The 24,922-nt window shown below is 53.0% G+C and carries 16 protein-coding genes; 14 read left to right on the top strand and 2 right to left on the bottom strand.

Annotation, left to right across the window (positions count from 1 at the left end):
- Positions 1–213: 213 nt before the first annotated feature.
- Together dnaE and trxA are read left to right on the top strand one after the other, a co-directional pair.
- Positions 214–3,903, top strand: coding sequence for a DNA polymerase III subunit alpha (gene dnaE, locus HQ37_RS00275; RefSeq protein WP_036878649.1), 3,690 nt, complete (start codon positions 214–216; stop codon positions 3,901–3,903).
- 42 nt (positions 3,904–3,945) lie between these two features.
- Entirely contained in the window at positions 3,946–4,260 is a 315-nt protein-coding gene (gene trxA, locus HQ37_RS00270) for a thioredoxin (protein WP_036878648.1), read from the top strand.
- 81 nt (positions 4,261–4,341) lie between these two features.
- Here the strand turns inward: trxA and HQ37_RS00265 are convergent, their stop codons facing one another.
- Positions 4,342–7,029: a DUF5686 and carboxypeptidase regulatory-like domain-containing protein gene (locus HQ37_RS00265; RefSeq protein ID WP_036878647.1), complete on the bottom strand. Its 2,688-nt coding sequence runs from the start codon at positions 7,027–7,029 to the stop codon at positions 4,342–4,344.
- Between the two features lie 133 nt (positions 7,030–7,162).
- On the opposite strand from HQ37_RS00265, the gene HQ37_RS00260 reads away from it, so the two are divergent.
- From HQ37_RS00260 to gcvT, 11 genes are all read left to right on the top strand, one after another.
- Positions 7,163–9,310, top strand: coding sequence for a S46 family peptidase (locus HQ37_RS00260; RefSeq protein WP_081951699.1), 2,148 nt, complete (start codon positions 7,163–7,165; stop codon positions 9,308–9,310).
- A gap of 537 nt (positions 9,311–9,847) precedes the next feature.
- Positions 9,848–11,569: a lysine--tRNA ligase gene (gene lysS / locus HQ37_RS00255; protein WP_200879441.1), complete on the top strand. Its 1,722-nt coding sequence runs from the start codon at positions 9,848–9,850 to the stop codon at positions 11,567–11,569.
- An 89-nt stretch (positions 11,570–11,658) separates the two neighbouring features.
- Entirely contained in the window at positions 11,659–12,663 is a 1,005-nt protein-coding gene (locus HQ37_RS00250; protein ID WP_036878644.1) for an NAD(P)H-dependent glycerol-3-phosphate dehydrogenase, read from the top strand.
- Positions 12,664–12,684: 21 nt separating this feature from the next.
- Positions 12,685–14,040 (top strand): glucose-6-phosphate isomerase, encoded by a 1,356-nt coding sequence (locus HQ37_RS00245; protein ID WP_036878642.1) that lies wholly within the window; start codon positions 12,685–12,687, stop codon positions 14,038–14,040.
- A 17-nt stretch (positions 14,041–14,057) separates the two neighbouring features.
- Positions 14,058–14,660 (top strand): DUF4290 domain-containing protein, encoded by a 603-nt coding sequence (locus HQ37_RS00240; protein ID WP_036878640.1) that lies wholly within the window; start codon positions 14,058–14,060, stop codon positions 14,658–14,660.
- 48 nt (positions 14,661–14,708) lie between these two features.
- Positions 14,709–16,016 carry a UDP-N-acetylglucosamine 1-carboxyvinyltransferase gene (gene murA / locus HQ37_RS00235; RefSeq protein ID WP_036878637.1) on the top strand — a complete coding sequence of 436 codons (1,308 nt, stop codon included), beginning with the start codon at positions 14,709–14,711 and terminating at the stop codon, positions 16,014–16,016.
- Positions 16,017–16,096: 80 nt separating this feature from the next.
- The gene (locus HQ37_RS00230; protein WP_036878634.1) at positions 16,097–16,642 is read left to right on the top strand and encodes a ribosome maturation factor RimM; all 546 of its coding nucleotides are present in this window, start codon (positions 16,097–16,099) and stop codon (positions 16,640–16,642) included.
- 13 nt (positions 16,643–16,655) lie between these two features.
- Positions 16,656–17,813, top strand: a complete 1,158-nt coding sequence (locus HQ37_RS00225) for a 1-deoxy-D-xylulose-5-phosphate reductoisomerase (RefSeq protein WP_036878631.1) — start codon at positions 16,656–16,658, stop codon at positions 17,811–17,813.
- Positions 17,814–17,824: 11 nt separating this feature from the next.
- Entirely contained in the window at positions 17,825–19,153 is a 1,329-nt protein-coding gene (gene rseP, locus HQ37_RS00220) for an RIP metalloprotease RseP (protein ID WP_036878628.1), read from the top strand.
- 126 nt (positions 19,154–19,279) lie between these two features.
- Positions 19,280–21,298 (top strand): LTA synthase family protein, encoded by a 2,019-nt coding sequence (locus HQ37_RS00215; RefSeq protein ID WP_081951688.1) that lies wholly within the window; start codon positions 19,280–19,282, stop codon positions 21,296–21,298.
- Positions 21,299–21,715: 417 nt separating this feature from the next.
- Positions 21,716–22,807: a glycine cleavage system aminomethyltransferase GcvT gene (gene gcvT, locus HQ37_RS00210; RefSeq protein WP_036878626.1), complete on the top strand. Its 1,092-nt coding sequence runs from the start codon at positions 21,716–21,718 to the stop codon at positions 22,805–22,807.
- Positions 22,808–22,933: 126 nt separating this feature from the next.
- On the opposite strand, the gene HQ37_RS00205 is transcribed toward gcvT, so the two are convergent.
- Entirely contained in the window at positions 22,934–23,722 is a 789-nt protein-coding gene (locus HQ37_RS00205) for a shikimate dehydrogenase (protein ID WP_052080657.1), read from the bottom strand.
- 104 nt (positions 23,723–23,826) lie between these two features.
- On the opposite strand from HQ37_RS00205, the gene HQ37_RS00200 reads away from it, so the two are divergent.
- On the top strand, positions 23,827–24,894 hold the full coding sequence (locus tag HQ37_RS00200) for a DUF4837 family protein (protein WP_052080637.1): 1,068 nt from the start codon (positions 23,827–23,829) through the stop codon (positions 24,892–24,894).
- Positions 24,895–24,922: the final 28 nt, after the last annotated feature.

Raw genomic sequence — 24,922 nt, 5'->3', positions numbered from 1 at the left:
ATAGGATCTCTCCTTCGATCCTATTTAGGCCTCGAGTGAGATCCTATCTAGATCTCCATGGAGATCCTACTTAGACCTCTGCGGAGGACTCCCTGAGAGCTCACTCTCAATGCCTCCGAGAGCTCAGTCGAGGTGCTACCTATATTGATCGCGGGTGGACGGAGGTTGAGTGTGAATGATTATCTTTGTGCCTACATCTCTTTGGATATACTTATGCAACCCTTTGTACATCTACACGTTCACTCCCAATATTCCTTGCTCGACGGCCAAGCCTCTATCCCCAAATTGGTGGATAAAGCTATGGGCGACGGGATGCGTGGCATAGCTCTGACTGATCACGGAGCTATGTACGGCATCAAAGAATTTTATAACTATGTCAATGGTAAGAATAAAGCTCTAGCCTCTGAGATCAAGACCTTGCGTTCCAAGATTCAAGAGCTTGAGGCCGCCGAAGCCAATCCGAAGGCTGCGGCTCTCCTTGTCGATCTGCGCCCCAAGCTCGAGGCCCTCGAGGGTCGATACCCCTTCAAACCGATCCTGGGCTGTGAGGCTTATTGCGCTCGTCGCACTCGCCATGACAAGGATGCCAAAGTCCCCGATCCTTATAAACCGAATCGTCCAGTGGACTATAGTGGCTGGCACATCGTCCTCTTGGCAAAGAATGAGGTCGGATATCGCAACCTGATCAAGATGGTCTCGATCTCCTGGACTGAGGGCTATTACCAGCGTCCACGCATTGACAAGGAGCTTCTAGAGCGTTATCATGAAGGCATTATTGTCTCGACGGCTTGCCTTGGAGGAGAGATCCCACAGCACATCATGGCTGGCAATATTGCCGCAGCCGAGGAGAGTATCTTATGGTTTAAGGACCTCTTCGGGGACGACTTTTACCTGGAGGTACAGCGTCATCAAACGAACAATCCTCGGGGGAATATGACCGTGTATGAGGAGCAGGTTCGCGTCAATCGTGTCATCCTCGAGCTAGGAGAGCGACTCGGGGTCAAGGTCATTGCTACCAATGACTGCCACTTCGTCAATGAAGAGGATGCAGAGGCGCACGACCGACTCATCTGCCTCAGTACGGGCAAGGATGTCAATGACCGTAACCGCATGGTTTACTCCAAGCAGGAGTGGCTCAAGACGACAGCGGAGATGAATGCTATCTTCTCCGACATCCCCGAGGTCTTGACCAATACGCTAGAGATCCTTGACAAGGTCGAGCTCTATAGCATCGACCATGAGGCTCTAATGCCCGACTTCCCCATACCCGATGGCTTCGAGGATGCGGATGCCTACCTGCGCCACCTGACCTACGAGGGGGCTAAGCGCAAATATACCGAGCAGGGTATGACGCCTGAGCTTTGCGAGCGTATAGACTTCGAGCTTGAGACGATCCGCAAGATGGGCTTCCCTGGTTACTTTCTCATCGTACAGGACTTCATTGCAGCGGCTCGAGCCATGGGAGTCTTCGTAGGCCCTGGGCGAGGCTCGGCCGCAGGCTCGGCCGTAGCCTATTGCCTCAATATTACGGATATTGACCCGATCAAGTATGACTTGCTCTTTGAGCGTTTCCTCAACCCTGACCGTATCTCGATGCCTGATATTGATATTGACTTCGACGATGACGGACGGGCCGATATCCTTCGTTGGGTAACGGAGAAGTATGGCAAGGAGCGTGTGGCACACATCATTACTTATGGTACGATGGCCACCAAGAGCTCGATACGAGACGTGGCCCGAGTGCAGGGGCTCGAGCTCCGAGAGAGCGATCGCCTGGCTAAGCTTATCCCAGACAAGATCCCCGAAGTGAAGAAGGTTACCCTCAAAGAGGCTATCGAGTACGTTCCCGAGCTCAAGCAAGCCTCTCTGAGCTCGAACCCCCTGCTGAGTGAAACCCTCAAGTATGCTCAGGCCCTTGAGGGCAATGTCCGCAATACAGGAGTGCATGCCTGCGGGATCATCATCGGCAAGACACCCATCAGCGACATCGTCCCCATCAGTACAGCCAAGGATAAGGACGGAGGAGAGGATCTGCTCGTAACCCAGTACGAAGGTTCTGTGATCGAGGAGACTGGGTTGATCAAGATGGACTTCCTCGGTCTCAAGACCCTATCCATCCTCAAGGAGACCCTGGCCAACATCAAGCAACGTCATGGCATCGACCTGGATATTGACCATATCCCGCTGGATGACCCCAAGACCTACGAGCTCTATAGCCAGGGACGTACAGTGGGCACTTTCCAGTTCGAGTCGGTCGGGATGCAACGCTACCTACGTGAGCTTCAGCCCACAACTTTCGCTGACCTCATCGCCATGAGTGCGCTCTATCGCCCTGGCCCACTAGACTATATCCCTGAGTTCGTAGCCCGCAAGCATGGCCGATCTCCGATTACCTACGACCTGCCCTGTATGGAGCGTTATCTTCACGATACCTATGGGATTACGGTGTACCAAGAGCAGGTCATGCTCCTCTCTCGTGAGATCGCTGGCTTCACCCGTGGCGAGTCCGATAACTTGCGTAAGGCGATGGGTAAGAAGCTCGAGGACAAGATGGCTGCTCTGAGGACTAAGTTCGTCGAGGGGGGAAAGGCCAATGGTCATCCTGTCGCTACACTGGAGAAGATCTGGGCCGACTGGGCGAAGTTCGCCAGCTACGCCTTCAACAAGAGCCATGCTACCTGCTACAGCTGGGTGGCCTATCAGACAGCTTACCTCAAGGCCAATTACCCCTCGGAGTACATGGCTGGTGCTCTGAGTCGAAACCTCAGCAATATCGTCGAGATCACGAAGCTGATGGACGAGTGCAAGGCTCTCAATATTCGAGTACTAGTGCCTGACGTGAACGAGTCTCGAGAGAAGTTCTCCGTCAATGCCTCGGGGGATATTCGCTTCGGTTTGAATGGAGTCAAAGGAACCGGATCTTCGGGCATCGAGGAGATTATCCGTTGCCGAGATGAGGGAGGGGTGTATACCGATATCTACAACTTTTTTGAGCGAGTAAACCTTTCCCTATGCAATAAGAAGACTCTTGAGGCCCTCATCTACGCAGGGGGCTTCGACAGCCTGGGCATTGCCCGAGAGGTATATTTTCAACCCATGTCAGACGGACGAGAGGAGACCTTCCTCGGGGCGTTGATCCGTTATGGAGATACCCTGAGGCGCGAGAGAGAAGTTCAGGAGTCCTCGCTCTTCGGCCAAGAGGAGGAAGCCCTACAGCTCCCTCGCCCCCTCCCTCCACTGGTCAAAGAACCACTGTCAGAGATCGAGCTATTGAACCGAGAGCGAGAGCTTGTCGGGCTTTACCTCTCCTCTAGTCCTCTAGCTCCATATTCGGTTATCCTGAGCCATTATTGTACGGCCAATGCCACCGATCTGAGCAATATATATGCGCTTGGCGAGGGCAAGTCGGTGATCGCTGGTGGCGTCGTTGCCAAGGCCTACCAGGGGCTGACGAAGAAGGGGCAACCCTTTGGCCGCCTAAGTGTCGAGGACATGACGGGGGTATTTGAATTCTCCCTCTTTAGCGACAACTATCTACGCCTTGCCCCTTACTTCAAGGAGGGTCTCTTCGTTCTCATACGAGGGGCGATCGTCTCTCGCCCCTATTCTCCAGGAGATCTAGAGCTTGCTGTGCATCAGATTGAGTTGCTGCCCGAGGTCAAGGACACCTTGATCAGCAAGGTCGATCTCTCCATCCCCCTCGAGAGCCTATCCCATGAGCTCGTTGAGGAGCTAGAGGAGGTCTTGTCGAACAATAGAGGTAGTGCAATGTTATCTATACAAGTCGTAGACAAGCCACAGCATAGAGCTCTCTCGTTTGCCTACGACGAGGCTTGTGTCTCCCCCACAGCAGAGCTCCTAAGCTTTTGTCAGCAGAGGGGGATCGAGTTCGATGCGAAGTAGAGTAATTATCAACTAAATAATAACATCTTAAACAGTTTAACAATGGCACTGACAATCACAGACCAGAACTTTGAGTCCCTCGCTTCCGAGGGCAAGCTGATCGTAGTAGACTTTTGGGCTACCTGGTGTGGCCCTTGCATGATGGTAGGCCCTATCATCGAAGAGTTGGCTAAGGAAAACGAAGGCCGAGCCATCGTAGGTAAGTGCGATGTAGACGCCAATAGCGATCTGCCAGGACGCTTCGGCATCCGTAACATCCCTACAGTTCTCTTCATCAAGGGTGGCCAGGTAGTAGATAAGCTTGTGGGAGCACAGAGCAAGCAGACTTACCAGGCTACACTGGACAAGCATCTTTAGTCCTCGGACGAGATTGATCCGAAAAGATCGAGGGCGGTGAAGTCTCAACTTCACCGCCCTCGAAGCATTATCCCCTAGGGTCTAGAGGTCGAAGTTGAGCACTAGGCTAGCCCCCTGCCCCTCTCCCACTAGGCTGCGCCCATAATAGAAGCCTAGGCGAGCCAAGGGGCCAAAGGTGATCGAGTAGCCAGCCTCTAGGTAGGGCCGCCCCCCTAGACCATAGTAGGCCTTGAGTGATAGCTCCTCTCGAGAGAGTCTGAGCAGAGGGAGCTTGAGGTAGTTGATCAGGATGCGACTAGCCTCATACGATAGCCCTGCTTGGGCGAAGAGATCCTCTGTGGCTGTGCTGTATGGGGCGAGCGTGTAGAAAGTGCTTTGATGGGCATTGCTTTGGACGAGCCCTCCGCTGCCATGCAGGTAGATCTGATGCTGTCGGGCTAGGCGTTCTCGCCATAGATAGGTGTTGAGCTGTGCGTAGTAGTTCAGGTACTTGCTCGTGTGTCGAGCCAGCTGTAGGCGTTGCTTGATCCTCAGGCGAAGCAAGAGGTAGTCGCTTACCTCACCCGAGGTGCTGCGTGCCCCCTCGAGACTGGCAGCTATCAGTGGGCTATGCGTCCCCGCCGAGACGTAGCTCGTAACCCCATTGCTATGCACCCTATGGTAAGGAGTCGGATTCCACTCGGCAGAGAGGTAGAGGTGGGCCACAGAGCCCGGAGTGATGGGAGCGTAGTGAGATCCCGAGGGGGCAAGCCCTTGCGCTCCATCCCAAGAGCCGAAGTTGCCCACGAAGCTGCTTGTGATGCCCTTGAGGTGTCGCATTTCTGCCCGATGGGCCTCTTCGAGGCCGATGCCCATAGCCACCTTGAGGTACTTGGATGGTAGCCATCCACCCTCGAGCATGAGGTGTCTCTCCCTGTAAAGCTCTGCTACACTTCGGCCATCTATAGCGGTGTAACTAGCGTTGAGGAGGCTGCTGTATCCCTTGCGCCGTAGTCCAAGCTCGACGATCTGATCGCCTGTGGAGAGGGAAAGCCAAGCATTGTGTTTATTGTCAGGATAGAGGATGAGGCGTGTGTGCCAGTCCCAGGTATATTTGCTCAGCGAATAGCCTAAGCCTGTCTGTAGTTGCCAAAGGGTGCTCTTGTGTCGAGATCGGCTCAGCTCGAGCGTGCCGCCTAGTGTTAGGGCATTGACCGAATTGTAGTGGGATAGGAGATGATTGGCGAGGCCCTCCCTCATGGATAGTCTATACTGAGGGCCTCCGTATATTGTGCCGCCCATGATGCTGGGGTAGAGGAGCCTTAGCTCTCTAGAGGCAGTGCTATCGTCTTGGCTGACACTCCTATGCCCTGGCCTACGGCGAATGGCTTCATCGATAGAGTCTCTCTGGGCGAAGCTCTGTAGCTCTGCCCGCTGCATCGGGATGGGGCTGATACGCTGCCAATAGAGGCTATCCCGCTGTGTGGCTAGACTATCTCGACTGATCTTGACCACTGAGTCCTCCTCGGGCTTGATCTCGAAGCGTTTCACCCCTTGTTCTAGGGCGGGGCTATGTCGCGAGGCAACCTCTCTCTCGTGCTGCCTCAAACGCTTACTCGTGAGCTCCTTGATCTTGGGCGCTCCTCCTTTGAGGAGCTCTTGTACCCGCTTGCCCTCCTCACTCAAGACGATCTTGGAGTACTTGACCGAGCCGAAGAACTTTCCTCCTGCTTTGAAACCCAATAGGTTCGCTGTGATGTACTGCGAATAGGTCGTCGGCATCATGATCCCAGGCTCGATTTCGGAGAGATTGTACTGAATCTCTTGGTAGATGCCTAGAGGCTGCTTGTGTCTAAGCGATATTCTGCGTAGTGCCCAGCTGTCGCCTATGATCTCGAGCGAACCGCTCACCTCGTCCTTACTCGAGTCCCGGATCTCGAAGTCGATGTGGTAAACAACCTGTTCCTGCTCGAGGGTACGTCCTCTGAGGCGATAGCGGTATATGTTGTAGGCCTCTGGGGTGATGGGGCTGAGGATGTTTGCCATCCTCTCTGTGGCTAGACCCTCGTAGGGACTTTGTCTGATGAGATGGGCTAGTCCGCCCTCCCCACCCAAATCCATCCCAAACTCCTTGGGGCTAGAGGATCTCCTGGCGAAGATATGCTGCTTGTAGCTTTGGGGAGCTTCATAGTTTAGACGCATGTGCATTTCATCGACGAAGGTTTTCCCGACGAGGTCTTTCAGCCGAACCTCTCCCTCGCCGATGCGAATGCCCTTGGCAAACGAAGCCACCTTGTCTACCCATGTTGTCCCTCGGAGGAAGGCCTCTAGTTCGTAGCTCTTGATCATCCGTCTGTAGAGAGGAACTCGGTACATCACCCGACGCATAATGGGGTAGGCAGGATCTTCCTTACCTCGTACACCCTCAACTTTGAGTTCGTTGAGCTGGTAGACCTGTGGGCGAAGCTGGTAGCTGAGCCCAGAGAGCTCCTGGTCTGCAACCTCTAGGGTGAAGCGTTGGGTGTGGTAGCCTACCGATCTGATCTCGATCTCATGCCTGCCTGGGGGAATGAGGATGGAGAAGTCCCCCGTATCGCTGCATACACTACCTGACTTGAGGCGGGTTAAGTATATGCCTGCATGGGGGATGGGAGAGCCATCCTCGCTACTGGTAACCCTGCCCGAGATACGAGTCTGCGCCTCTATGGTCAGTAGAGGAAGGTAGAGTAATAGAAGCCAAACGAGGCCAAGCCTACGTCGACGGGGGAAGTTTGTGTTCGCTGTGTTCATATTGAGGTTGAGATCTAATGAAACAGAATGAAATGCTTGTGGTGTGATTTTTTTATCTTTGTCCTCGGATCTGTGCCTCTATTACGTGTGAGGCCGTATCCAAAATTAGTGAATATTCAATAAACCAATGCTTATGGCCTTTTCTATCAAAAAGTCCCTCATGCTCGGCGCAGTGCTTGCCTTCGGAGGACTTACAGCCCATGCCGACAAGGGGATGTGGCTACTCAATGAGCTCAACAAAGCCAACCTAGAGCAGATGAAAGAGCTGGGCTTCCGCCTTGCTCCCGACTCGCTCTACAGCCTGGACAAACCAAGTGTAGCCAACTCAGTCGTGATCTTTGGTCGTGGCTGTACAGGGGTAACGGTCTCTAAACAAGGGCTGATCATGACCAATCACCACTGTGGCTATAGTGCTATCCAAAGCCAATCCTCTGTCGATCATGACTACCTCCGGGACGGCTTTGTCTCCCACTCGTTTCGTGAGGAGCTCCCTATCGAAGGGCTTACAGTCAAGTACCTCAGTGCTACGCAGGACGTAACGGCTGCTATCGAGGCCAAGCTCCGCAAGCCTAAGAGTGAAATGGAGCGTCTGAGCCAAATCTCCAAGATCATGGATCAGATGATCAAGAAGGAGAACAAGCGTCTTAAGAACGAACATAAGGAGGTAATTATTGTGCCCTACTATGCGGGGAACAAATATTACATGATTACCTACGATGTGTTTAAGGATGTTCGCATGGTCTTTGCCCCTCCCAGCTCCATTGGTAAGTTCGGCGGTGATACGGACAATTGGATGTGGCCTCGTCATACGGGCGACTTCTCAGTCTTCCGTGTCTACGCTAGCAAGGACAATAAGCCCTCGCTCTACCACAAGGACAACGTCCCCTACCGTCCTCTCTATAGTGCAACTGTCTCGGCCGAGGGATACCATGCAGGCGACTATGCCATGACTATTGGCTTCCCAGGATCTACAGAGCGATACATCCCCTCATGGGGTATCGAGAACCGTATGGAGAATGAGAATGCTGTGATGATCGATGCCCGAGGCGTTAAGCAGGCCATTTGGCGTAAGGCCATGGATGCAGATCAGGCAACCCGCATCAAGTACTCGGACAAGTATGCCCGCAGCTCCAACTACTGGAAGAACTCCATCGGGATGAACCGTGGCCTCGAGAGGCTGCGTGTCCTCGACCGCAAGCGTGCCGAGGAGGCCGAATTCGCTGCCTGGACGAAGACAGCCGCTGGCAGTGCCTATGCTGAGGTGCTCCCCCGTCTAGAGCAGGCCTACAAGGGCCGTGGTGCTGACAGACGCAAGCTGATGGCTCTCAACGAGACTCTGATGCGTGGTGGCACAGAGGTAGCCCCTCTAGCTGCCCGAGTGAGGTATGCTATTGGCTTGAAGGGTGAGCAGCTATCCTCGGCCATAGAAGCTCTACAAAAGACCTATAAGGACTACCTCCCCTCACTGGATAGGAAGGTGCTGCCTGCGATGCTCGACGTCCTGCGCAAGTATCTGACTGCTGAGGAAGCTAAGGTGATCTTCGCTCAGATTGATAGCGAATTTGCTGGCAATACTGAGGCCTATGCCGAGTATGTCTTCAAGAATAGTATCGTCCCCTACGAAAATAAGGTTATAGAGGGGCTCAAGAGCGGTTCACTTACAATCGAGCAGCTGAACTCAGACCCTGCTATGAAGCTCTCAGCCTCTGCCTCCGATCTCTCTCACGAGGTGCGCAGCCGTTTGAGGAAGTATGATGAGGATCTTAGTTGGGGTGATCGCCTCTACTTCGCTGGTCGCCAGCAGATGAATCCCGAGCGTCAGATGCCTAGCGATGCTAACTTCACCATGCGTCTCAGCTACGGTAGTATCAAAGGCTATAGCCCCTCGGATGCTGTTCGATACAGCTACTTCACTTCGCCTCGAGGCATTCTTGAAAAGTACAAGCCAGGCTCTGTAGAGTTTGACCTCAAGCCTGAGTTCGTTGAGTTGCTCAAGAAGGGAGACTGGGGTCGTTGGGTAGACAAGCAGACCAAGAAGTTGCAAGTTGCCTTCCTCTCGAACAATGATATTACGGGGGGGAATTCTGGTAGTCCAGTCTTCGACCGTGATGGTCGTGTGATCGGTCTTGCCTTCGACGGAAACTGGGAAGCCATGAGTGGAGATATTGAGTTCGAGCCTGCTCTGCAGCGTACTATCTCGGTGGACATTCGCTATGTCCTCTTCGTGATCGAGCGTTGGGGCAAGTGTCCTCGTCTGATCGAGGAGTTGGAGCTGAAATAGGCTTCGTTTCATATTGACTAGGAGTCCAAGGGGGTAGCGAATACATTCGCTACCCCCTTGGCTCATTTAGCCCTCTGCGTCCGAGATAAGAGATAGGGTGGGGAGGTCGTGTATCTGATGCCTCTTGGTGGGCATTGCTCTTAGAGCTTGATGTGCTGTGCCCTGTGTGGCTGAGATCTCGATAGCAGCTCGACTAAGCCGCTAGATAGGTTCTCACTCGAGCTCCTACTTATGTCTCGATCGAGGCCTAGATAGGAATATCATCTCGACTCTAGTAGGGCCTCTAGCTAGGGTTAGATCATGGGATATGTGGGCTCTCGATGGTGCCTCGTTCAAGGGCCTCATTCTCTCTCTTGGGGACATGTCTTGGGCAAAAGGTAGGTCTATAAGATCTCGTTGCGGCGTAGACAGACCGCCTTTTTAAGAGCGGGATTTGGGGATAAAAGATTATCTTTGCGCTAGCGATTTGTCTGCGAGGTTTCATGATATAGATTGATCTCGTTAGCTAATCGGAGCAAGCAAATGACAATGAAGAATATAAATATACTAGAACTAAGCGAACAGGAAATCTATCGTAGACAAAGCCTTGAGGAAATTAAGCAGTTGGGGATCAATCCCTATCCAGCTGATGAATATCCCGTTACGGCCTATAGCGACGAGATCCTGTCTTCTTTCGCTGACGATGCCCCCCGCAGACAGGTTCGTGTGGCTGGGCGTGTGATGAGCCGTCGTATCATGGGCAAGGCTTCTTTCTTGGAGCTCCAGGATGTTACGGGCCGTATCCAGATTTATATTACCCGAGACGACCTCTGCCCTGGCGAGGACAAGACCCTATACACCAGTCTTGTGCGTAAGCTGATGGATCTAGGGGACTTCATCGGTGTCGAGGGTTATGTCTTCCGTACGCAGATGGGCGAGATCTCGATTCATGCAGAGAGCTTGACCTTCCTGGCCAAGAGCTTGCGTCCGCTACCTACAGTCAAGGAGAAGGACGGTGTTACCTTCGATGGCTTCACCGATCCAGAGGCCCGCTACCGAATGCGCTATGTAGACCTAGCAGTCAATAGCCATGTCAAGGAGATCTTCCTCAAGCGTACGAAGGTATTCAACTCGATGCGCTCTTTCTTCAACGATCGAGGCTATATCGAGGTCGATACTCCCGTCCTACAGCCTATCCCCGGAGGTGCTGCTGCTCGCCCCTTCGTTACCCACCACAATGCCCTGGACATCCCTCTCTATCTGCGCATTGCCAATGAGCTCTACCTCAAGCGTCTCATCGTCGGAGGCTTCGAGGGGGTGTACGAGTTCAGCCGCAACTTCCGCAACGAAGGAATGGATCGTACGCACAACCCTGAGTTCACCGCCATGGAGATCTATGTAGCCTACAAGGACTACAACTGGATGATGAACTTCACCGAGCAGCTCATCGAGCATATCTGCCTCGAGGTGCTGGGTACGACTCGAGTGCGTGTAGGGGATCGGGAGATCGACCTCAAGGCTCCCTACAAGCGTATCAGCATGTTCGATGCTATCCTCGAGCACACGGGTGTTGATATTAGCCAAATGGATGAGCAGGAGCTACGTAAGACCTGCAAGCAACTAGGTGTCGAGGTGGACGAGACCATGGGTGTCGGCAAGATCATTGATGAGATCTTCGGGGAGAAGTGTGAGGGGCACTACATCCAGCCCACTTTCATCACTGATTATCCCAAGGAAATGTCCCCCTTGACCAAGGAGCACCGCAGCAATCCTCGCCTAACCGAGCGTTTTGAGCTGATGGTCAATGGTAAGGAGATTGCCAATGCCTACTCCGAACTCAATGACCCCATCGATCAGCGCGAGCGTTTCGAGGACCAACTGCGTCTCTCAGAGAAGGGCGACGATGAGGCCATGTACATCGATTACGACTTCCTCCGAGCCCTCGAGTATGGTATGCCCCCGACCAGTGGTATGGGCATCGGCATGGATCGCTTGGTGATGCTCCTAACAGGTCAGGAGAGCATCCAGGAGGTGCTCCTCTTCCCTCAGATGCGTCCCGAGAAGGTAGCCCCTCGAGACAAGGCAGAGGCATTTGCTGCTCACGGAGTGCCTGCCGAGTGGGTCCCCGTCCTGCACAAGGCAGGCTATCTGACTGTCGAGGCCATGCGTGCTGAGGAGAAGCCCGGGCGTATGCTACAGGCCCTACAGGACATTAAGAAGAAATACAAGCTAGAGCTGTCCGCCTTAAGCCTTGACGAGGTTGCAGGCTGGTTGGCCTAGGTTTGCAAACTTGGTCTCCTCCTTTCTCTAGCCCGAGGGGTGTCTCTCGTGCGAGGGTCAGAGAGGGGGGGACACAACCTTTTGAAGTTATGAGTTTTCCTGGACAGATAGGCATTATCGGAGGTGGTAGCTGGGCTACGGCTCTTGCCAAGATTGTCTTGTCTACCCAACCTCGGTTGCATTGGTGTATGCGCACCAGCAAGCATGTCAAGGATTTTATTCGCCTGGGGCATAACCCTGGTTATCTGACCTCGGTGCCCTTCGATACCAATCGGATCACCTTCTTCACCGAGTCCGATGTCAATGATTTTGCTCGCTCTTGCGACACGATCATCATAGCCGTGCCCTCGCCCTATGCCAAGGGCTATCTCAAGCGCATCCGCAACTCAGTCTTGAAGCCCAAGACCGTCATCAATGCCATCAAGGGGATGATCCCCGACGAGGTGATGCTCGTCTCAGAGTACCTGCATCAAGTCAAGGAGTTGCCCAAGGAGCATATCGGTGTCGTCTCGGGCCCCTGCCATGCTGAGGAGATCGCCAAGGATCGACTCTCCTACCTAACGGTTGGCTGCTTCGACATTGCTCGGGCCAAGGGGATGAGCCAGGCTCTAACCAACGACTACGTACACTGTGCTATCAGCCGAGATGTCGTGGGGATCGAGTATGCGGCTGTCCTCAAGAATATCTATGCTACAGCAGCTGGGATCTGTAATGGGCTCAACTATGGGGATAACTTCCAGTCGGTGCTGATCTCCAATGCTGTGGCGGAGATGACCAACTTCGTCAATATGGTTCATTTGGTTCAGAGAGATGCTACAGAGAGCGTGTATCTCGGAGACCTGCTCGTAACAGCCTACTCCTCCTACAGTCGCAACCGTACCTTCGGCAATATGATCGGTAGGGGCTACAGCGTCAAAGCGGCTCAGATGGAGATGAATATGGTCGCAGAAGGCTACTTTGGAGCTAAATGTATCCACGAGATCAACCGACACTATGGGGCTATTATGCCCATCTGTCAGACGGTCTATGAGATTCTCTATGAGGGCAAGCGTCCCGATGAGGCCATAGCACAACTCTCCAAACAGTTTAAGTAAATCAAAGAAAATAATTACACTATGATACAACCTCAGTTAGGCCTAGACCTTAGTGGCATCAAGGCCAGTGTCTCCCCCTCCTCATTAGAGCAGTTTGCTCGCAAGTACGACCTCTACAGTGCTCAGCTACACGAGGGTACGGGTCTTGGACACGACTTCCTCGGTTGGCTCAATTTGCCTGCTGAGATTAGCGAAGAGCATCTACAAGATATAGAGCAGACAGCCCAGCGCATGCGAGGGCTCTGCGACTATGTTGTCAGCATCGGTATCGGTGGTAGCTACCTGGGTGTACGTGCTGTACAGGAGGCCTTGAGCGATAGCTTCGAGTGGCTCAAGGACAAGCATGAGCACCCACAGATTCTCTTCGCTGGCCACAACATTGGCGAGGACTATCTGAGCGAGCTCTTGAGCTTCCTCAAGGGCAAGCGTTTCGGGATCATCAATATCTCCAAGAGTGGAACGACCACTGAGCCTGCCATTGCCTTCCGCATCATCAAGGCTCTGCTCGAGGAGCAGGTCGGCTGCGAGGCTGCTCGTGAGCGCATTGTTGCCATCACAGACCGCTCCCGTGGGGCCTTGCGCTCTCTAGCCGATCAAGAGGGGTACAAGACTTTTATTATCCCAGACGATGTGGGTGGACGTTTCTCCGTGCTCACTCCTGTGGGCCTACTCCCTCTAGCTGTGGCTGGGGTCAATGTTCGAGCCCTCGTCCAGGGAGCTCGGGACATGATGGCCCGAGTGGATCGCTCTGTGTCCGTAGAGGACAATCCTGCAGCTCAGTATGCTATCGCTCGCAATGCACTCTATGCAGAGGGTAAGAAGATCGAGATCTTGGGCAACTATCACCCCAAGATGCACTATATCGCCGAGTGGTGGAAGCAACTCTATGGCGAGAGCGAGGGTAAGGAGCACAAGGGAATCTTCAATGCCTCGGTCGATCTGACTGCCGACCTACACTCTATGGGACAGTGGATTCAAGAGGGTGAGCGTTCGATCTTCGAGACCATCATCTCGATACAGCAGTCTGAGTATGAGCTGCGCATCCCCCATGATGAGGCCAATCTCGATGGATTGAACTTCCTGGCTGGCAAGCGGGTTGATGAGGTGAACAAGATGGCCGAGCTCGGTACTCGTATGGCGCATGTTGATGGTGGTGTACCCAACATCCGTATTTCTCTACCTCGACTAGACGCCTACAACATCGGCCAGCTCTTCTATTTCTTCGAGAAGGCTGTGGCTCTGAGTGGCTATATGCTCGAGGTAAACCCCTTCAATCAGCCAGGTGTAGAGGCCTACAAGGGGAATATGTTTGCCCTCCTAGAAAAGCCCGGCTATGAAGCCGCTACCGAGGCGATCAAGAAGAGGCTACAGGACTAATTCGACCCAATTATTTTATGGAATATAACAGTAAGTTAGAGCCCATTGCGCTGCCAGAGTACGGGCGCAATGTGCAGAATATGGTACGACACTGCATGACTATTGAGGATCGTGATCAGCGCAATCGTGCTGCTCAGCGTATCATCCATGCCATGCGAGCACTCTCGCCCAGCCATCTAGAGGCCGAGGGCGCGGAGAATATCTACTGGGATCATCTAGCTATTATCTCTGACTTTAAGCTAGATATTGATTACCCAGAGGGGACTATTACCGAGGAGAAGGCTAGGGCCAAGATTGACCGCTTGCCTTATACCTCTCATAAGGCTCGCTTCCGCTACTATGGCCATATCATCGAGGGCATGATCGAGCGAGTCTGTAAGATGGAGCCCGGCAAGCAGCGTGCTATGCTGGAGTATTTTATCGCCCTGCAGATGAAGCGATCCTATATGACTTGGAATAGAGACACCGTCGAGGATCTGACCATCTTTAAGGATCTCTTCGTCCTCTCTGATGGAGCTATTATGCTTACTCCAGAGAACTGCAAGTTGGTCATCAACCCCAACAGCATCGACCGAGGAGGCAAGCAGAAGATCCCCAAGAAGATGCTCAAGCTCCGCTAAGCAAAAGAATAACAACAATCTGTACTAACTCTATCATTACCCGCCACTATGGCATCATACGTTATCGAGGGAGGCTACAGCCTTCAGGGAGAGATCACTCCCCAGGGAGCCAAAAACGAAGCTCTGCAGATCATCTCAGCAGTCCTACTCACCCCCGAGGTGGTTACGATCCACAATATCCCCAATATATTGGACGTAAATAATCTGATCGACCTGCTCAGGCATCTCGGTGTCAAGGTGAGCAAGTTGGCCGAGGGGAGCTATAGCTTCCAGGCTGATGAGCTGGACATGGACTATCTGCACAGCGAGCAGTTCCTTCAGAAGAGCCGAGCCCTACGAGGCTCTATCTTGACCGTCGGGGCTCTCCTAGGTCGTTGTGGCTATGCGATCTTTCCTAAGCCTGGTGGCGACAAGATTGGCCGTCGTCGTCTAGACACCCACCTCATTGGTTTCATGGAGCTTGGGGCTAGCTGCGACTACGACGCAGGCAAGCAGGCTTATATCCTGGAGGGTCGTCAGCTCAAGGGCAAGTACATGCTCCTCGACGAGGCCTCGGTAACTGGTACGGCGAATATCCTCATGGCTGCGACGCTCAGCGAGGGGACAACCACGATCTACAATGCTGCCTGCGAACCCTATCTGCAGCAGCTCAGTAAGCTCCTCATCTCGATGGGTGCACGAATCGAAGGGGTTGGCTCTAATCGCTTGGTGATCGAGGGAGTTAAGGCTCTTCATGGGGCTGAGCATCGCATCCTCCCCGATATGATCGAGATTGGTAGCTTCATCGGTATGGCAGCCATGACTCAGAGCGATTTGAGGATCAAGGATGTAAGCATCCCCAACCTGGGGATCATCCCACAGGCCTTTCGACGTCTTGGGATCACTATCGAGGAGCAGGGTGATGACCTCTATATCCCTCGTCACGAGAGCTATGAGATCGAAACCTTTATGGACGGATCGATTCTCACGATCGCCGATGCTCCATGGCCAGGGCTTACGCCAGACCTTTTGAGCGTATTCCTCGTAACGGCTACTCAAGCTAAGGGGTGCGTACTGATCCATCAGAAGATGTTCGAGAGCCGTCTGTTCTTCGTCGATAAGTTGATTGATATGGGAGCTCAAATCATGCTTTGTGACCCTCATCGTGCGACGGTAATTGGCTTGGGTCAGGCGCATCGCCTCCGAGCCTCGACGATGGTCTCTCCGGATATTCGTGCAGGGATTGCCCTCCTCATAGCGGCCATGAGTGCCGAGGGGACGAGTACGATCCACAATATAGAGCAGATCGACCGAGGTTACCAGCATATCGATGTTCGTCTCAATGCCTTGGGTGCTAGGATTAGCCGCTTGGCATAGGAATTTGTAGATCCATTAGGGAGAGGAGAGGTTGTGCTGCTATCGTGCGCCTTCCCTCTCCCTCGTTACGTCTCGACCCAATGATCAAAAAGGAAGACTACGAATACATTGGCTCTATTGGCCGTGCTCATGGCCTGCAGGGGGAGCTCTCTGCCAAGCTGACAGTCGATCTAGAGCCACTCGTCGAGGGAGATGAACCCCTCTTCCTCATGATGGAGGAGCAAGGGTTGCTGATCCCGATGCGCTTGGAGAGCTGGCGTACCAAGGCAGGCGATATTGACCTGATTAAGTTTTGGGGTATTGATAACCCTGAGGCTGCTGAGGCCTATGTCGGGCGACCTCTTTGGCTCTCGAAACAGTGCTTTGAGTTAGAGGATGGCAGTGCTGCCGTCGACCTCCTGGACTTCGTCCACTATGTGGGCTATGGGGTGATCGATGCCGAGACAAATACTTTCATTGGCACGATTATTGACGTGGACAACACTACGCTCAATACTTTGCTCTCTGTTGAGAGAGACGGTGAAGGGGGGGAACTCATCCTCCCCATCGCCCGAGAGCTGATTGAGTGTATAGCCCCAGACCAGAAGCTCCTACATCTGCACATCCCCTCAGGGTTACTCGAATAAGAATAGAGACACTATGACACGCAATATTGCCATTCTAGGGGCCACGGGCTCCATTGGCACGCAGGCATTGGATATTATCCGCAGCAATAGGGATAGCCTGAGGGCCCATACCCTCACGGCAGGGAGGAATTATCGTCTGCTCATCGAGCAAGCACTAGAGTTCTCTCCCGAGCGAGTTGTTATCGCCGATGAGACACATCTATCCGAGGTGCGCTCGGCCCTCTCGGGCTTGCCTACAGAGGTCTTGGGGGGGAATGCTGCCATCGAGCAGGTGATGCAAGACGAGGAGATCGAGATCGTGCTTACAGCTATGGTCGGTTATGCTGGCCTTCGCCCCACGCTCTCGGCTATTGCTGCAGGGAAGACTATAGCCCTGGCAAATAAAGAGACCCTCGTCGTAGCAGGCGAACTGATTATGCCCCTGGCACAAAAGCATGGGGTGAGGATCATCCCTGTTGATAGCGAGCATTCGGCTATCTACCAATGCCTCGTAGGGGAGACTACTCAGCCCGAGAAGATCCTCTTGACGGCCTCAGGTGGCCCATTCCGAAAGCTCTCTGCCAGTGAACTCGAGCTCGTTACCCCTGCCCAAGCCCTCAAGCACCCGAACTGGGAGATGGGAGCTAAGGTTACTATTGACTCCGCCTCGCTGATGAATAAGGGCTTCGAGATGATTGAGGCTCGATGGCTCTTTGACCTCCCTGCCGAGCGTATCGAGGTCTTAGTTCACCCTCAGAGCATTATCCACTCGATGGTACAGATGAGGGATGGGTCGATCAAGGCTCAGCTTGGAATGCCAGATATGCGTTTGCCTATAGGCTATGCCCTTGGGCTAGGAGAGCGTATTGCCAATGATTATGAGCGTCTAGACTTCTTTGCCCACAGCTTTACTTTCGAGAAGCCAGATGTAGATCGTTTCCCCAACCTCACGATGGCCTATGAGGTCCTACAACTGGGGGGAAATGCCCCCTGTGCACTCAATGCCGCTAACGAGATCGCTGTCGCAGCCTTTCTCTCGGGAGGGATTAGCTTTCCAGCCATCAGTAAGATCATTCGTCGATGCCTTGAGAGCTACCGCCCAACGGCCGACCTAAGCCTGGAGGCTCTTGAGGAGACCGATAGGCGCATCCGTCTTGAGGCTAGGGCTCTATTGCCTCATTATTCACGCTAAATTTTTGTTCTATGAATACTGTACTGCAACTACTCGCATCACTGTCTCTACTCGTCTTCATTCACGAGCTTGGGCACTTTGCTTTCGCTCGATTGTTTGGGGCTAGGGTAGAGCGATTTTACTTGTTCTTCCACCCCTGGTTCTCCATTTTCAAGTACCGTTCGAAGCGTTCAGGTACAGTCTACGGTCTGGGGTGGCTTCCCCTAGGTGGCTACTGTACGATCGCAGGGATGATCGATGAGACTCTCGATGCCAAAGGCCTACAGAGTACCCCTAAACCTGATGAGTTTCGCAGCAAAAAGGCCTACGAACGTTTGCTGATCATGGCGGGCGGAGTGATCTTCAATCTCCTCTTGGCTTGGCTCATTTATAGTGCGATTGCCTTCACTTGGGGGGATAAATATCTGAGCTCTTCCGCTTTGAAGAGGGGGTATAGCTTCAGCCAGGTAGGGCATCAGGTCGGCTTCAAGGATGGAGATATTATCCTCTCTACTGACAGTAAAGAGGAGCTTAATGCCCTAAGTAATCGCTTCGTGCAGGACATTTATATGGCTCGTGAGGTACGAGTCCTGCGTCAAGATGGTCAGATCTATACAATTGAGCTACCCAGCGATATGCTCGAGCGTATTGTGGCCTCTGAGGAATCTTTGCTCTCGCTGCGCTTCCCCTTTGTCATCGATTCTGTGGTGAAGAAGTCTTCCTTGCAGGCAGGTTTAAGGTCTGGGCAACGCATTGAGCAAATCAATGGGGTAGTCGTTGGGCGTTTGGAAGATATGTACCAGCAACTCAAGCACAGCCGAGGGGGAATGGCCGAAGTAGGCCTCTATGATGCGGAGGCTCAAGAGATGAAGCTGATGCAGATCCCTGTCGATTCGACTGGCCTATTGGGTATTAGTTTCCGTCCGCTACAGGAGGTTTATGCAGACCAAATCCAGGATATACGCTATAGTCTACTGGGCTCGATCCCCGCGGGGCTCTCTCGAGCTACCTCTACGGTATCTAATTATGTATCCAGCCTCAAGCTGCTCTTCACTCGAGAGGGTGTGAAGCAGGTCGGTGGTCTCGGGACGATGGGTAAGCTTTTCCCTCAGCAGTTTGATTGGGCTAACTTTTGGAGCATAACAGCATTCCTCTCGATCATCCTGGCTGTGATGAATTTGTTGCCTATTCCCGCTCTTGATGGAGGGCATATCCTATTTATCTTCATCGAGATCCTTCGTGGGGGCAAGAAGCTCAGCGATCGTACGATGATGCGCATTCAGACTGTTGGCCTGGTGATCATGCTCTTGCTCATGATCTATGCCAATGCTAATGACATTTATCGCTATCTGCTCAAGTAGTAAGCGATGAGATATGTGTGTGAGTAGAGGTTGGATGCTCGACTTCCTAAAAGTATTTAACTTTGTCCTCGAATGATGCACCTCGGTGCTACTCATGCTTAATTCTCCTCATAGACATAGACAAGTATGATGTCATCTCACTCTAGCTATGCTTTCAAGGGGCATCGATCCCCCTATTCGATGCCCAAGTTCTTCGCTAGCCATTTCGGGCTATTGATTTGGCGGATCTTCATTGCTCTATTCATCTATACGCTTTGCCGAGCCGTCTTCTATCTTTATAACCACGACCTTCTAGCTGTTGATAGTGCCAGCACACTGGGGCGGCTCTTTTGGGGTGGGCTGCGCTACGATGTAGCGGGGTTGATGTATGTCAATCTATTGGTCATCTTGCTGAGCCTATGGCCTGTACGTATGAGGGAGCGCAAGGGCTATCAGAGGCTGATCACGGTGTTCTATTTTGCCTTTAACCTGATGGGGCTCGTGGTCAATATGGCCGATGTGGCCTACTATCGCTTTACGCTCAGGAGGACGACTCTCAGTGTATTGGACGAGTTTGCCAATGAAGACCCCTTTGCCTTCCTTTATTTCCTCGTAGACTATTGGCCTATTACCCTCTCGACACTTGGGTTCATCGCCTTGTGGATCTTGCTCTATCGGCTGGTAGGACTAAGAGAGCCCAAGAAGAGTGGCTACGGAGTACGTCGTTCGGAGGAGCGTATGACCTCGTGGAGGTACTACCTCGGGCACTCGACTCTCTTGCTCGTCTTTATGACCTTTGTGGTCTATGGGATTAGAGGCTTCCGATTGGTCGATCGGGCGATGAATATCAATCGTGCGAATGTCTACATCTCTCAGCCTCAGCAGGCAGCCATGGTGCACAACACTCCCTACACGATCATTCGTACCCTCGGTAAGCCTGGTCTCGTCGAACATGTTTATTTCGATGAGCAGAAAGCTCAGAGCCTCTTCAGTGCTGTACGGAAGGCTAATCCCGAAGCCCCCCATTTCGGTTCGTTTAAGGGGAAGAATGTCGTTGTTATCATCTGGGAGGGACTCAGCCGAGAGTGGGTTGGTAGTCTCAATCCAGATGTCGACGGTTATCAGGGTTATACGCCCTTTCTAGATTCGCTCATAGCCCATTCTTATTGCTCACTCAAGTCCTTCTCTGGAGGGACAAAGTCGATCGATGCAATGCCTGCGATTCTAGCTTCTGTGCCTAAGCCCATGGTCTCCTTCACCACCTCGCCCTATGCCAGCAATGCGATCAATTCGATAGTCTTAGAGCTCGAGCGAGAGGGGTATAGCAGTGCCTTCTTCCACAATGGGACGAACGGATCTATGTCCTTCGATGCCATGGCTAAGCAGCTTGGCTTCGACTCTTATTGGGGGCGTGATGAGTATGCCAATGACGCTCATTGGGATGGTACTTGGGGGATTTGGGATGAAGAGTTTCTCCAGTTCATGGTCAATAAGATCGGAGGGTTCAAAGAGCCTTTTTTCGTAACCGAATTTACCACCTCGTCGCACTCCCCCTGGAAGACCCCTCAGCGATACGACAAGATCCTCCCCCAGGGTAAGATCCCTCAGCATCGCTCGATGGCCTACACGGATCTAGCCCTGCGCCGCTTCTTCGAAAAGGCTAAGACACAGAGCTGGTACGACAATACACTCTTCGTCATCGTGGCCGACCATTCGATCTCGGGAGACCTGGATCATTACAAGAATTCTGTTGGGGTCTTTCGCATTCCCATTATCCTGCATGATCCGTCGGGGCAATTGGCGCACTTAGATACTGAGACCATCGTGCAGCAGGCAGATCTCTTCCCCACTTTGATGGCCTTGATGGGTCTTGAGCGTCCGATCATCTCGTTTGGCCATAATATCTTCGACCCTACTAGTGCCCACTTTGCAGTTTTCGGCCTCAATGATACCTACCAAATGGTGCTAGGCAATCATGTCCTCCAGTACGATGGTTCAGAGGTTAAGGGTCTCTATGATCTGAGCACGGACGTGCGGATGCAGCACAACCTCAAGGACAGTTCGCCAGCTCTCGTGGCAGAGCTTCTGCCCAAGCTACAGGCTTACATCCAGGAGTTTCATGGTCGCATGATCCACAATAAGCTATTGGTCAGCTCCGAGCATTAGCCCTCCCTGGCTCGATACCTCTCTTGTCCCAACTCTGCCAGTCGGCGGGGTTGGGACTATTTTTTGTCTCTTCGAGGAGTGTACCTCCGCCCTCATTAGGGGGGTGAAATGATCCAAGTAGGATCGCAGTGGCGACATAAGTAGGAGTTCGATTGAGCTCCTACTTAGATCTCGATCGAGCTCCTATTTGGATCTCTGTAGAGCCTCTCTCGAGACCTCGACCGACCTCCCTCCGTCGTCGCAGTTACGCTCTCGAGTCTCTCGCAGATCTACCCTTAGAGGGGTGGGCTGTAGGGGTAGGATCTCCTCGAAGAATAAAAACTTACTCAAGGGCTATTGATATTCGGAGGAACTTGCTACCTTTATCCGCAAATCAATTCACATTTCTAACGCTACAACAACAAGGTATTCTCCATCATGAAGACAACTCCGTTTACAGCGATCCATCAGGCTCTCGGAGCCAAGATGCACGAGTTCGCAGGCTACAACATGCCTATCGAGTACAGCACAGGGATTATCGACGAGCATATGACTGTCGTCCAGGGGGTAGGGGTGTTTGATGTATCGCACATGGGTGAGTTTTGGGTCAAAGGCCCTAACGCCCTGCAATTCATCCAAGACATTACCTCCAACGATGCCTCCAAGCTCAAGGTAGGCGATATTCAGTACACCTACTTCCCCAATGACAAGGGAGGGATAGTGGATGACCTGCTGGTTTACCACTACGAACCTGAGAAGTATATGCTCGTGGTCAATGCCGCGAATATCGACAAGGACTGGGAGTGGTGCAACAAAAACAATCGAGTTGGGGCTGAGCTCGAGAATAGCTCGGACAACATCGGTCAGCTTGCCGTTCAAGGGCCCAAGGCGATCGAGGTGCTGCAGCGTCTGACAGATGTTAATCTCTCGGAGATCCCTTACTACACCTTCAAGGTGGGCCGCTTCGCTGGCTGCGACCATGTGATCATCTCCAATACTGGTTATACTGGGGCTGGTGGCTTCGAGATCTACTTCTACCCAGAGGACGGGGAGAAGATTTGGAATGCTATCTTCGAAGCTGGTGCACCAGAGGGGATCAAGCCTGTCGGTCTCGGGGCTCGAGACACGCTTCGCCTAGAGATGGGCTTCTGCCTCTATGGCAATGATATTACAGATGAGACCTCTCCCCTAGAGGCTGGTCTTGGCTGGATCACTAAGTTCGTAGACGGGAAGGACTTCCCCAGTCGTGCCGCCCTCGAAGCTCAGAAAGCTGCTGGCATCGAGCGCAAGCTCGTAGCCTTCAAGCTCAAAGACAAGGGCATTCCTCGTAGCCATTATGAGATCGCAGATGAGGCAGGCAATGTGATCGGGGTAGTTACCTCTGGGACTATGTCGCCCACGCTCAAGCAGGGCATCGGTATGGGTTATGTGACCAAGGCACATAGTGCTATCGGGACGCCCATCTACATCGTTGTCAGAGGACGCAAGCTCGAGGCCGAGATCGTGAAGCCCCCTATGCGAGCCCTCTAGGCTAACGATATATTTGCCCCATTAGAGCAATGGGTATAGTGCAAGGGCGGACCACCGCAGAGCTCTGACTGATCTCAGAGACCTGTGGTAGTCCGCCCTCGTTATTTTGTCCTTGTCCCTCGGCTATTAGCCCTGCCAGAAGTGCCAGGCAGCCTCGGCCTGTAGGTAGAGCATCTCGAGCCCATCCATCGCCCTCGCCCCTCTCTCAGAGACTGCACTCAGCCAGCGGGTAGGGCTAGGGTTATAGATCAGGTCATAGCAGAGATGTTGCTCACCGATACCCTCTAGGCTTAGCGGAGGGAGCTCCTCTTGCCGAGGAGGCATACCCACGGGGGTGGCGTTGATGATGAGGTGGTAGCGATCGGCAAGATCCTCGCCCTTGAGATCTGTGTAGGCAAGTACCTCCTCTGTCTGCGGCTCTCGACTGACATACCGATAGCGTATGCCCAGCATCTCGAGGCCTAGAGCCACAGCCCTTGCAGCCCCACCTGTGCCGAGGATGAGAGCCTCAGCTTCGGGGGCTAGGGTGGAGAGTCGAGATTTTAGAGAGTCTACGAAGCCCTCGACATCGGTATTGTGTCCGACGAGGCGAGCCTCGCCACCCACCCGTCGCTCGACCCGTATGGCATTCACAGCCCCGACCCTTTGGCCCAGTGGGGTGAGCTCGTCTAGCAGGGGCAGGACTGCCTGCTTGTGTGGCGAGGTAACGTTGATCCCTCGTAGTCTCGGGTGAGCCTGGATCAGCTCCAGCATGAGGGAGGCTTCTCGTAGCTCAAAGGCTTGGTAACGTGCTCGAATGCCATGCTCGGCAAAGAATTGTGAGAAATAAGTCGCCGAGAAGGAATGCCCCAGGGGGTAACCAATTAAGGCATAGAGATCGTAGTCCTTAGGGACGTGGTATGTGCTAGCTATCATCGGGGCAGGGATCATGTTGTCCTTGCAAATGTAGTGATCGTGGGCAGATAAAGTTGTATCTTCGCAGTCATAGAATACATTTACTCCAAGCTAGCGTACAGGTTATGAAGAAGAAATGGTATCGAGGCGTTGCTCTTGTGCTGGGTGCACTGGCATTCGCCACAGCATATAGCTCCTGCTCATCGGGAGGAGGATCGGGCTTCGTAAAGGCCTCTGGTAGACCAGGTGAGGTAATGCTTGTCATAGAAAATAAGCACTACGACACCTACACGGGTAGCCTGCTGCTCAATATGCTTGAGGCTCCTGCCCCCTCTTTGCCTCAGAACGAGCCCTCGTACTCCGTTTCTCACGTAACCCCTGGGGCATTCACAGACTTTGTCCGTTACTTCCGCAATATTTTCATCGTCGATGTTGATGCCGAACGCTTCAGCATCAATTCCCTCAAGTACGGCTATGATGAGTGGGCCTCGGGGCAGCTCGTGATGCGCCTACAGAGCCCCTCGCTCGACTCGGTGAATGCCTATGTCAAGGCTAATAGCGAGGCTATGACCAATATGATTGCCCGACATGAGTTCTTTCGCCTGGCTCAAGTCCTTCGCAAGGACTATAGCCAGCGTGCCCTCGAGTTGGTCGATAGCACCTTCGCCTATCAGCTCAATGTACCTCGAGACATTCGTAGCTCCAAGGTCGGCAAAGACTTCGTTTGGCTCTCGAACAACGCCATACGCCGCCGACACGACATCCTCGTCTACAGCTATCCCTATATCTCCTCGGAGAGCATCGGTCTAGATGAGATGGTCGCCCGTCGAGACTCCGTCCTCAGGGAGAATATCGTGGGCGAATTTGAGGGGAGCTATCCAGCTACAGAGAAATTCTATGGCCTGCTGCATCGCAAGGTATCTACCAAGGCCGGAGGGCTCAGAGGAGAGCTCCGAGGTCTATGGAAGATGGAGGGGGGCAGCATGATGGGAGGCCCTTTCGTCTGCCAAGCATACGTGGACAAAGAGGCTCGTAAGGTCTACGTCATCGAGGGCTTCGTCTATCATCCGAATGAGGAGAAGCTCCCTATGGTACGCATGATCGAGGCCAGTCTCTATAGCTTCCGACCTCGGACGAGGGGGGCATTTGACCCTCAGGACATCTTGACAGCCTCCTACACCAAGTTTTTTTAGAACTATTCAACACTATCTCACAAGAATA

The sequence above is a fragment of the Porphyromonas sp. COT-239 OH1446 genome (genome assembly GCF_000768875.1).
Taxonomy (GTDB): domain Bacteria; phylum Bacteroidota; class Bacteroidia; order Bacteroidales; family Porphyromonadaceae; genus Porphyromonas.
The sequence above is the reverse complement of the archived record's forward strand: the minus strand, read 5'-3'. Positions and strand labels throughout refer to the sequence as shown.